Below are 10,809 nucleotides of genomic sequence, written 5' to 3' on the forward strand. Positions count from 1 at the left end.
GTGCCTTGAAAAATACTTAACTTTGATAAGTGATTGCCAAGGCAGGGTTTGGCGGCGATACAGGGGAGCATGACACATGCATTGCCCAGAACCGATCGATCTTTGCCTATTGCTTTGTTGCGCGCGCGCGAACGGGTGATGGGGCCGGTGCGACAGTTGTTGAACGGACAGGATCTGACCGAGCAACAATGGCGCGTGTTGCGGGTGGTGCAGGAAAGTGGCCCGATCGACCCGACGCAGATTGCCGATCAGGCCTGCCTGTTGTTGCCGAGTCTGACGCGGATTTTGCAAAAACTGCAGGAAAAGGGTCTGATTGACCGCGCGCGCGACGAGACCGACCGGCGGCGGCAGGTGATCACGCTGACCGAGTCTGGCATGCGGGTGATCGAGGAAAACATCGATGCCAGCCTCGCCCTGATTGAGCGCACGCGCGAGAAGATGGGGACAGAGGATTATGAGGCTCTGCTGGATCTGTTGCGCAAGCTGAACGGGCTTGATCTCTAGGCAGTGGGCCGCATCAGCAGGATCTGCACATCGGCGACATTGGTGCCCGTGCCACCGACCGTTACCAAAGCATCTGCGGCTTTGAGGGCGGCGTAGCTGTCGTTATTTGCCAAGAGTGCCGCTGGGTCGGCACCTGAGGCGGTGATCGCCCCCCATGTTTGCAGCGTGACAAGGCCACCGGCCGCATCCGTGGGCCCGTCGCGGCCATCTGTGCCGCCTGAAAGAAAGACCCACTCGCCCGGAAGCTTATCTGCCGCCTGCGCGATCCTCAGCGCAAGTTCCTGATTGCGCCCGCCGCGCCCCGTTCCAGTCAGGCGCACCGTGGTCTCACCGCCAAACAGATACGCGGTGGGGCGGTCTGTGGTGGTGGATGTTGCAACATCGAGAATGCGTTGGGCGGCGTCTGACACATCGCCGGTGAGATCATCCACCAGATCGGGGACATGCCAGCCTGCGGCCTTGGCCCGGTCGCGCATCGCCTCAAGGCTGAAACGATTGGAGCCGATCAGGACATTCTGTGCAGGGGGTGTTTTGGCGCTGCCCTCCGGGGTGTTGAGATGCGCCTGAACCGCAGCGGGGAGCTGGTCCCAGAGCCCCTCGGACTGCAGCAAGGCGCGGGCGTCACCTCTGCTGCCCAAGGGGGCAACCGTGGGGCCAGAGGCAATGGCACGTAGATCGTCGCCAATGACATCCGACAGAATGAAGGCGGTGACGCGGGCCGGGGCGGCGGCGCGGCAGAGACCGCCCCCTTTGAGATCCGAGAGGGACTGACGGATCAGGTTCATCCGGTTGATGTCGAGGCCCGAGGCCAGCAGAGCCTCATTCACACGAGCCTTATCCGCGAGGGTCAGGCCAGGGGCGGGGGCCACCATCAGCGCCGAGCCGCCACCTGAAATCAGCATAAAGAGTTGATCTGATGCGTTGAGATCTTGGACGAGAGTGAGCACCCGCGCCCCTGCTGCCGCACTGGTCTGATCGGGAACCGGGTGCGCGCCTGTGATCACCTCGGCACCGGGCACGTCTGCGCGGTTTTCGGGGTTGGTGATGACAAGAGCCTCGGACGGCGCGTCGGGCAGGGCGGCAAGCGCCGCGCGCATCATCGGAACAGCGGCTTTGCCCACCGCAATCACGACGCGGCGGCCACCCGGCGCAAGCGGGGCAAGTGGCTCTGCGCTGAGTTGGGCTTGCACGGCGGCGGCAGGATCGGCGCGGTCAATGGCCGATTGAAAAAGCTCCAGCGCGGTCTGTTGCAGGCTGTGGGTCATCAGCGGCCCCTTTTATGGTGAAAGTTGCGCCATATTGCGCGGCTCTTTTTGTGCGGGTCAATGGCAGGTTGGCGCAAGATATGAGGGCACAAGCCGCGCGGCTTTCAAATCGAGCCATATAATCCTTCATGCGAAAGGGGCCATCATAGGCATTGGCCTAACGCCGTCGGCACGGTTTGATGGGCACAGAGATTTCAAGAAGGTTATGCGATGACAAAACCCACCTATTACGCGCCCCACGGGGGGCTGCCGCCGCAGACCCAGCTCCTGACGGACCGGGCGATGTTTACCGAGGCTTATGCGGTGATCCCGAAGGGCACCAACAGCGATATCGTCACCAGCCTTTTGCCGTTCTGGGACAAGGCGCGGTTCTGGGTGATCGCGCGGCCCCTGTCGGGATTTGCCGAGACGTTTTCGCACTATATCGCCGAGGTGCTGCCCGGTGGTGGCTCCACACGGCCTGAAACCGAAACCGGCGTTGAGGCGGTGCTGTTCGTGGTCGAGGGCCAGATGGAGCTGACCATTGATGGGACAGCGCATCAGATGAGTGAGGGGGGCTATGCCTTTGTGCCGCCCGCCTCAGATTGGACGCTGAAGAACACAAGCGATGCGCCGGTGCGGTTTCACTGGGTGCGCAAGGCTTATCAGGCGGTGGAGGGGCTGGATCAGCCAGACGCCTTTGTGACCAATGAGCAGGATGTGACACCCACGGCGATGCCCGGCACTGAGGGCAAATGGGCCACGTCGCGCTTTGTTGATCCGGCTGACCTGCGTCACGACATGCATGTGACGATTGTTACCTTTGAGCCGGGCGCGGTCATTCCCTTTGCTGAGACGCATGTGATGGAGCATGGGCTCTATGTGTTGGAAGGCAAGGCGGTTTACCGGCTCAATCAGGATTGGGTCGAGGTGGAAGCGGGCGATTATATGTGGCTGCGCGCCTTCTGCCCGCAGGCCTGTTATGCGGGCGGGCCGGGCAAGTTCCGCTATCTGCTCTATAAGGATGTGAACCGCCACATGCCGCTTTCGCCATTGCGCTGAAGGCAGACAGGTTATTAAACGGAAAAAGGGCCGCGCGATGCGGCCCTTTTGCTGTTATTCTGGTGCCTCTCAATGCGCGTCGCGCGAGGTCCCGAGCGAGCCTTTGGAGTGGCCCGACATGCCGCCGGAGACTTCTTCGGTCGACTCGTCCGCCAGCTCTTCGGGCAGGATCAGGTTCAACACGATAGAGATCACGGCGGCGGGCAACAGGCCGCTGGTCAGCAGGATGCGCGCGGTGTCGGGCATATGCTGAAGCGCGCCCGGTTCCAGTTGCAGGCCAAGCCCGACGGAGAGCGAGATCGCAAAGATCACCATATTGCGCCGGTTCCAGTCCACATCCGACAGGATCGAGATACCGGCTGCGACCACCATGCCGAACATCACGATGACGCCGCCGCCGAGAACCTCAATCGGGACGGTGCGGATTACGGCGCCGACCTTGGGGATGAGGCCGCAGATGATCAGGAAGATCGCCCCGCAGGTGACCACGTGGCGGCTCATGACGCCGGTCATGGCAATCAGGCCCACGTTCTGGCTGAAGGAAGTGTTGGGCATCGCGCCAAATGCGCCCGCAAGGGCGGAGCCAAACCCATCGGCAAAGGTTGCGCCTTCGATCTCCTTGTCGGTGGCTTCGCGCCCCGCACCGCCTTTGGTGATGCCAGAGACATCGCCTACGGTTTCGACGGCGGAGACAAAGGCCATCAGGCAGAAGCCCAAGATGGCGGCAAAGGAGAACTCAAACCCGTATTTAAACGGCTGCGGCAGCGCAAAGGCGGCGGCGTTGCTCCAGCTGCCTGCGATGGAGTCAAAGCTCAGGATGCCAACCATCAGCGCGTAGATGTAGCCGACAATCAACCCCAAGAGCACCGCTGCCACAGAGAGCATGCCACGGGTGAAGAACTTCAGCCCCAGCGTGACCACGATCACCACAATCGCCGCTGACCAGTTCAGCAATGAGCCATATTCAGGGGTGCCAATGGCGGGAACACCACCGGCGGCGTATTGGATGCCGACCTTGACCAGTGCCAGACCGATCATGGTGACCACAAGACCGGTCACAAGGGGGGGCAGGGCAAAGCGGATCTTGCCAATCACAAGGCCGAGACAGGCGTGGAACAGGCCGCCGATAAGAACCCCGCCAAAGAGTGCGGCCAGCCCATCGACGCCTTTGCCCGCCACCAGCGGGATCATGATTGGCAGGAAGGCAAAAGATGTGCCCTGCACAATCGGCAGTTTCGCCCCGACAGGGCCAACAGAGAAAGTCTGAAACAAGGTGGCGATACCGGCAAAGAGCATCGACATCTGGATCAGGTAGAGGAGTTCTGGAAAGTCGGGGGAGTTGGAGCCAAACCCAAACCCGGCCGCCCCGGCCACGATGATGGCAGGTGTTACGTTAGAGACGAACATCGCCAGCACATGCTGGATGCCCAGCGGGATGGCTTTGCCCAATGGGGGCATATAGTCGGGATCGCGGAGCTGCTCCGGCGTCCCGATAGACGTATCAGACATTTTCTGTTCCCTGTTGGTTGGGGGAATCTCCCGGCCTCATTTGGCGGGTCGGGATGATCCGGATTGCGAGATCGGAGGCTAGTTCTCCGCGTCCAATGTGATCTCGGTGACGATCCACGGGTCATCAAACCAGTGTTCTTCGAGGTTGGTGCCATCGCCGATCCGGTCGACGACAATATATTGGCCGGGGGCTTCAAACGGCGCGAGTACGCCGTGCCAGACACCGCGATGCAGGTTGATCGACTGGCCCGGCTGGCTCAGGAAGGCCAATGGCGTGCCGGGTGTGCCGCCCACATCGGGGGCGACGATCACGATCATCGGCACCCCATCAAGGGGCACGAAAGCCTGACTGCCTTCGGGGTGACGCTCCACCAGATCCACGGTGTAGGGCAGGTGGCGCGCTTCGGAGACAAAGAGGCTGATGCCGGCACGACCCTGCGCAAAATCCAACTGCGCCAGATCATGGTGACGGCCACATTTGCCCTGATTGATGATCTTGTCCGGCTGCGCCTTGGGCACCAGCACATCACCAAAAGGGGCAAACGCCTCGGCGGTCAGGGGGCGGGCAATAAGCGCGCGGCTCATGGCAGGATATCCATCAGGCGGAACTGGGCGATGCGTTCGACCTGTTTGCAGGCTTCGGCAAATTCCGTGGCGCGGTCATTGTCGATGCGGCGCTGAAAAGCCGCCATGATCGAGGCCTTATCGTGGTCGCGCACCGCGATGATGAAGGGAAAGCCGTGTTTTTCCACATATGTGGTGTTGAGCGCGGTGAACGTCTCGCGTTCTTCGTCGGTCAAGAGGTTCAACCCGGCGCTGGCTTGTTCCGAGGTGCTCTCGGCCGTTAGGCGACCGGCTGCGGCGAGCTTACCCGCAAGATCGGGGTGCGCTGTCAGCACGCCGAGGCGCTCTTCCTCGCTTGCGGTGCGGAACATGCGGCACAGTGCGTTGTGCACACCCGCCGCGCAGTCATGCGCCGGGCCAAGTTCGAGATCAAAGGCGCGATCCGCAATCCAGGGGGAATGTTCAAAGATCGACCCATATGTGGCCACAAATGTCTCGCGGTCCATTTGGCTGGGACGGGTGCGACGCTGATGGGGGTGGGTGCTGGCCCAATGTTCAGCGATCTCCAGACGGCGCGGGCACCAGACGCCCTCGTGGCTCTGGACATGATCGATAAAGCGTTTGAGCGCGGCGATCTTGCCCGGACGTCCCACCAGACGGCAATGCAAGCCGATGGTCATCATCTTGGGCGCGCCTGCGTCGCCTTCGGCATAGAGCGCATCAAAGGCATCGGTCAGATAGCTGCCGAAATCCTCGCCTGTGACCCAGCCGGGGGCCGTGGCGAAGCGCATATCGTTGGCCTCAAGCGTGTAAGGAATGATCAGCTGATCGCGGTCGCCTACTTCCAGCCAATAGGGCAGGTCGTCGTCATAAGTATCCGAGATGTAATCAAAGCCGCCTTCCTCGGCCACGAGGCGCACGGTATTGGCGCTGCAGCGCCCGGTGTACCAGCCGCGCGGGCGCTCCCCGACCACCTCGGTATGAAGGCGGATCGCCTCTTTGATGGCGGCGCGTTCTTCGGCCTCGGGCATGTCCTTATGTTCGACCCATTTGAGGCCGTGGGAGGCGATTTCCCAATCTGCGTCCTTCATCGCCTGCAGCTGTTCGGGGCTGCGGGCAAGGGCAGTGGCGACGCCATAGATGGTCAGCGGGATACCAGCGCCTGTGAACAGGCGGTGCAGACGCCAAAAGCCTGCGCGCGCGCCATATTCATAAATCGATTCCATATTCCAGTGGCGCTGGGCGGGCCATTGCGCCGCACCGGGGATGTCAGAGAGGAATGCCTCGGAGGCCGCATCGCCGTGCAGGGTGCAGTTCTCGCCACCTTCTTCGTAGTTCAGCACGAACTGGACGGCGATCTTTGCGGAATTGGGCCAAGCGGGATGAGGGGCCTGCGCCCCATATCCACGCATATCGCGGGGATAGCGTGTCAATTGCGAGTCTCCGGTTTATTTGTCGTTTCATTGTTATACATAGGAAATGGTCCTTGGGCTTTACCGCAATTTTTGAAAGTGCTGTTTGATGCTCGTGCGTGCATCTCGGGCAGCGCGGGCGCAATATGGCGGCAAATTCAGCAGCATATGATCGGCCAAGGGGCAGCGCGCCCAAGGGTCTGAGAGGAAAGGCAACAGATGAGCGGATATCTGACCACACATGTTCTGGACACGGCGCGGGGGTGCCCTGCGGAGGGCATCAAGATCGCGCTATATAAGGTGAGCGGTAATTCTCATAAGAAGATCGCGGAGACCGTGACCAACGCCGACGGGCGCACCGATACCCCGATTCTGCCTGCCGAGACCTTCGCGACCGGCACGTATGAGCTGATTTTCTTCTGTGGGGATTATCTGCGCGCCTCGGGTCAGGCGGGAGATGATCCGCTGTTTCTGGACCAAGTGCCGATCCGGTTCGGCATGAGCGAGGCCGAGAGCCACTATCATGTGCCGCTTCTGCTGTCGCCCTATGGGTATTCCACCTATCGCGGCAGCTGACGCATAGGTATTTGGGAAAAGATGAAGGGCAGGCCGCAAGGTGCTGCCCTTTTTCATGGCTCAGGCGGCATTCGCCGGAAGAGATGCAAGGATGTGGTCCACCATGAAATCAAGGAATAACCGTACCTTGGGGTCCTGATGGCGGCGGTGCATATAAAGACAGGCCATCTGAATGGTGGCGGGCGGCTCGTCCGGCAGCACCGGGACCAAGCGACCGGAAGCGAGATGCTCGGAGATTTCAAACACCGGTTTCAGGATGATCCCATGGCCGTCCAGCGCCCATTGGGTGAGCACATCGCCGTGGTCTGATTCATAAGGGCCTGAAACAGCGACCCGGCGGATGCCTTCGGGACCGTGCAGGGGCCACTGAAATTCCGGCGCGCCGGGATAGCGCAGGTTGAGGCAATCATGGGCTTCGGTTTTCAGCTCGGCGCTGGATGTCGGCATGCCGCGCGCCTTGATATAGGCGGGCGATGCGCAGAGCACGCGCGGACAATCGGTGATTTTACGGATCTTGAGGTTGGAATCTTCGGGCAGGCCCAGAAAGAAAGCCGCATCCAGCCCTTCGGCCGCGAGGTCGAGTTTGCGATCCGACAGGCGCAGGCGAATGTTAATGAGCGGGTAGGCGGCGTTGAACTGCGGCACCGCCGGGGCAATCAACCGCTGTCCGACCCCCAAAGGTGCGGCCACATAGAGCGTGCCGCGCGGGGTCTGCGTCACATTGGAGATGTCGGCCTCGGCCTCTTCGACGGCTTCGAGGATCTTGACCGCGCCATGATAGAACAACTGGCCCTGCTCCGTGGGGTGCAGCAGCCGGGTGGTGCGCTGGAACAGGCGCACTTTCAGGTGTTCTTCGAGCTGGGAAATCCGCGACGAGGCCACGGCGGCAGAAATGCGCATATCCCGCGCTGCGGCGGACATATTGCCGAGCTCATAGACGCGGACGAAAGTGCGGATATTGTTCAGATAGGCCATGACGGGGATTTCATTGTTAGCTTATGTTTGAAGCAGCTTGGAATTTTTTCCTGATACACGAAAATAACCCGCTCGCCTAGGGTCAGGGCAAACGCGCAAGGAGTGAGCTATGCAAGAGCTTGTAATCATGTGGGACTGGCTTGCCTTTGCCGTCCGCTGGCTACACGTCATCACCGCCATCGCCTGGATCGGATCGTCCTTTTATTTTGTGGCGCTTGATCTGGGGCTGCGGAAAGTCCCGCATTTGCCGGTCGGTGCCCATGGCGAAGAATGGCAGGTGCATGGCGGTGGTTTTTACCACATCCAGAAATATCTGGTGGCGCCTGCGAACATGCCGGACCATCTGATCTGGTTCAAATGGGAGAGCTACGCCACGTGGCTCTCTGGCGCTGGCCTGTTGATGATCGTCTATTGGGCGGGCGGTGAGCTCTATCTGATCGACGCTGGAAAGGCCGATCTGGCGCTCTGGCAGGGCATCCTGATTTCGGGCGCATCGCTCAGCGTGGGCTGGCTGGTCTATGATTTCCTGTGCAAATCGCCCTTGGGCGAGAAGCCGACGCTGCTGATGGTGTTGCTGTTCGTGCTGCTGGTGGCCATGGGCTATGGGTATAATCAGATCTTCACGGGACGCGCGGTGATGCTGCATCTGGGGGCCTTTACTGCCACCATCATGACGGCCAATGTGTTCTTTATTATCATGCCGAACCAGCGCATCGTGGTGAAAGACCTGCAGGAAGGCCGCACGCCGGATGCAAAGTATGGCAAGATCGCCAAGCTGCGCTCGACCCATAACAACTATCTGACCTTGCCGGTGATCTTCCTAATGCTGTCCAACCACTACCCGCTGGCCTTTGCCACCGAGTATAACTGGCTGATCGCAGCGCTGGTGTTCCTGATGGGGGTGACGATCCGTCATTACTTCAACACCTGCCACGCTGGCACCGGCAACCCGACCTGGACCTGGCCCGTGACCATCCTGTTGTTCATCGCCATCATGGCATTGAGCCAAGCCCCCCTCGTGCAGGACACCTATGAGGAATCCGAGGCACGAGAGCTGACCCAAACCGAGCTGGCTTTTGCTGGCTCGGAACATTTTGAGGATGTGATGAATACGGTGCCGGGGCGCTGCGCCATGTGCCACTCGCGCGAGCCTTATTATGACGGTATCCGCCGTGCGCCCAAGAACGTGCTGCTGGAGACCCCAGCGGATGTCGCCAAATACGCGCGTCAGATTTACTTGCAGGCTGGCGCGACCCACGCAATGCCGCCCGCCAATGTGACCTATATGGAAGACGAAGAACGCGCGCTGATCCGCAAATGGTATGCCGATGGCGCAAAAGATCTGCCCTTCTATATGGCGGGCAACTGAGCCACCCCCGAGGCCGGGGCTGCGCCCGCCCCTAATCCTGCGCCCATCCGACGCCCGCCGGGCCAGACACCGCGCGTGCGGTGTGGCCGGGGCTGTTACTCTTTCTATATCTGACGAAAGGCGAGCCGAATGTCCGCTGTTGCCAAAATCCTGCGTGGCCGCACGCTAAGCTTTCACGCCGAGCCCACCGGCCCCGAGGATACCGCCGCCTATAGCTATCGCGAAGATGGCGCGATCCTGATCCGAGAGGGTCGCATCACGGCCCATGGCGCGTACAGCGATATTGTGCGCGAGGCCCCCGAGGCCGAGGTGGTGGATCATCGCCCGCATCTCCTGATGCCCGGCTTTATTGATCTGCATCTGCATTTCCCACAGGTGCAGGTGGTGGCCTCTTGGGGCGAACAGCTGCTCGATTGGCTCAACACCTATACATTCCCTGCGGAGGTGCAGTTTGCAGACCCTGCGCACGCGGAGCGGATGGCCCGCGGGTTTTTCGATCTGATCCTGGGCCATGGCACCACCACGGCGGTGGCCTTCTGTTCCGTGCACCCCACCTCGGCCGACGCCTATTTCGCCGAAGCCGCCCGCCGCAATATGCGGATGATCGGCGGCAAGGTGATGATGGACCGCAATGCACCCGAGGGTCTGACTGATACGGCGCAGCGGGGCTATGACGAGACCAAGGCGCTGATCGAGCGCTGGCACGGCAAGGGGCGGGGGTCATACGCGATTTCGCCTCGGTTCGCGATTACCTCGACGCCCGCACAACTGGAGGCCGCCGGGGCCTTGGTGGCCGAACACCCCGACGCCTATGTGCAGACGCATCTGTCTGAGAACCGCGACGAGATCGACTTTACCCTCAGCCTCTACCCGGATGCGCCGGACTATCTGGGCATCTATGAACGCTACGGGCTTGTCAGTGATAAGACCCTGCTGGGGCATGCGATCCATCTGGAGCCGCGCGAGATTGAGCTTCTGGCCGCAACCGGGGGCAAACCGGTGTTTTGCCCGACGTCCAATCTGTTCCTCGGCAGCGGTCTGTTCGATGATGCGGGCCTGCGCGCTAGGGGCATTCTCAATGGCATCGCCACCGATATTGGCGCGGGCACCAGCTACTCGATGCTGCAGACCCTGAATGAGGGCTACAAGATCCTCCAGTTGCAGAACCAGAAGCTGCACCCGCTGCGCGCCTTTCATTGGATCACCCGTGGCAATGCCGAGGTGCTGGGGCAGGTGGATCAGATCGGCACCTTGGATGCTGGAACGGAGGCCGACATCGTGGTGCTGAATGCAAAAGCCACCCCGGCAATGGCGCTGAGGGCAGAGGCGGCAACCTCGCTAAGCGAAGAGCTGTTCATCCTGCAGATGCTCGGCGATGACCGCGCCGTGGCAGAGACCTATGTGGCGGGCGAGGCGATGAAGCCACGGAGCTGACGTCCAGCAAGGTATCTATGGAATGTGACGGGCGCGGCGGTTTTTTCCTCTGCGCCCGTTTTGGTTTGTGGTTTTGAGTCGGGGGCTTTGGTGTGATTCCGGGGGGATCTTGTTTGATTCCACGGCCGAGGCTGGGGGGAAGTGGGGGTTGGGTTGGGAT

10 protein-coding genes are annotated in these 10,809 nt (G+C 61.0%); 5 read left to right on the forward strand and 5 right to left on the reverse strand.

From position 1 onward, the window contains the following. The first annotated feature begins 69 nt into the window (after positions 1-69). The gene (gene hpaR / locus UB90_RS04070) at positions 70-504 is read left to right on the forward strand and encodes a homoprotocatechuate degradation operon regulator HpaR (protein ID WP_005659260.1); all 435 of its coding nucleotides are present in this window, start codon (positions 70-72) and stop codon (positions 502-504) included. Here hpaR and UB90_RS04075 read toward each other — a convergent pair. Continuing rightward, the gene (locus UB90_RS04075) at positions 501-1,769 is read right to left on the reverse strand and encodes a glycerate kinase type-2 family protein (RefSeq protein WP_065326268.1); all 1,269 of its coding nucleotides are present in this window, start codon (positions 1,767-1,769) and stop codon (positions 501-503) included. The genes hpaR and UB90_RS04075 overlap by 4 nt on opposite strands. A gap of 210 nt (positions 1,770-1,979) precedes the next feature. Between UB90_RS04075 and UB90_RS04080 the strand changes: the two genes are divergently transcribed. Beyond that, positions 1,980-2,810 (forward strand): bifunctional allantoicase/(S)-ureidoglycine aminohydrolase, encoded by an 831-nt coding sequence (locus UB90_RS04080; RefSeq protein ID WP_065326269.1) that lies wholly within the window; start codon positions 1,980-1,982, stop codon positions 2,808-2,810. Between the two features lie 69 nt (positions 2,811-2,879). Here the strand turns inward: UB90_RS04080 and UB90_RS04085 are convergent, their stop codons facing one another. The 3 genes from UB90_RS04085 to puuE form a co-directional block, all read right to left on the reverse strand. Then, the gene (locus tag UB90_RS04085; protein WP_065326270.1) at positions 2,880-4,319 is read right to left on the reverse strand and encodes a uracil-xanthine permease family protein; all 1,440 of its coding nucleotides are present in this window, start codon (positions 4,317-4,319) and stop codon (positions 2,880-2,882) included. Between the two features lie 78 nt (positions 4,320-4,397). Beyond that, on the reverse strand, positions 4,398-4,904 hold the full coding sequence (locus UB90_RS04090) for an ureidoglycolate lyase (RefSeq protein WP_065326271.1): 507 nt from the start codon (positions 4,902-4,904) through the stop codon (positions 4,398-4,400). After that, positions 4,901-6,316, reverse strand: coding sequence for an allantoinase PuuE (gene puuE, locus UB90_RS04095; protein ID WP_065326272.1), 1,416 nt, complete (start codon positions 6,314-6,316; stop codon positions 4,901-4,903). Before puuE ends, UB90_RS04090 begins: the two co-directional genes overlap by 4 nt. Before the next feature lie 198 nt (positions 6,317-6,514). On the opposite strand from puuE, the gene uraH reads away from it, so the two are divergent. After that, the gene (uraH, locus tag UB90_RS04100; RefSeq protein ID WP_009175763.1) at positions 6,515-6,871 is read left to right on the forward strand and encodes a hydroxyisourate hydrolase; all 357 of its coding nucleotides are present in this window, start codon (positions 6,515-6,517) and stop codon (positions 6,869-6,871) included. 60 nt (positions 6,872-6,931) lie between these two features. On the opposite strand, the gene UB90_RS04105 is transcribed toward uraH, so the two are convergent. Beyond that, on the reverse strand, positions 6,932-7,846 hold the full coding sequence (locus tag UB90_RS04105) for a LysR family transcriptional regulator (RefSeq protein ID WP_065326273.1): 915 nt from the start codon (positions 7,844-7,846) through the stop codon (positions 6,932-6,934). Between the two features lie 109 nt (positions 7,847-7,955). Between UB90_RS04105 and UB90_RS04110 the strand changes: the two genes are divergently transcribed. Together UB90_RS04110 and guaD are read left to right on the forward strand one after the other, a co-directional pair. Next, entirely contained in the window at positions 7,956-9,215 is a 1,260-nt protein-coding gene (locus UB90_RS04110) for a urate hydroxylase PuuD (protein ID WP_009175770.1), read from the forward strand. 129 nt (positions 9,216-9,344) lie between these two features. Next, positions 9,345-10,649 carry a guanine deaminase gene (guaD, locus tag UB90_RS04115; RefSeq protein WP_065326274.1) on the forward strand — a complete coding sequence of 435 codons (1,305 nt, stop codon included), beginning with the start codon at positions 9,345-9,347 and terminating at the stop codon, positions 10,647-10,649. The last annotated feature ends 160 nt before the right edge of the window (positions 10,650-10,809 follow it).

It is taken from the genome of Tritonibacter mobilis, from assembly GCF_001681715.1.
GTDB lineage: Bacteria > Pseudomonadota > Alphaproteobacteria > Rhodobacterales > Rhodobacteraceae > Epibacterium > Epibacterium mobile.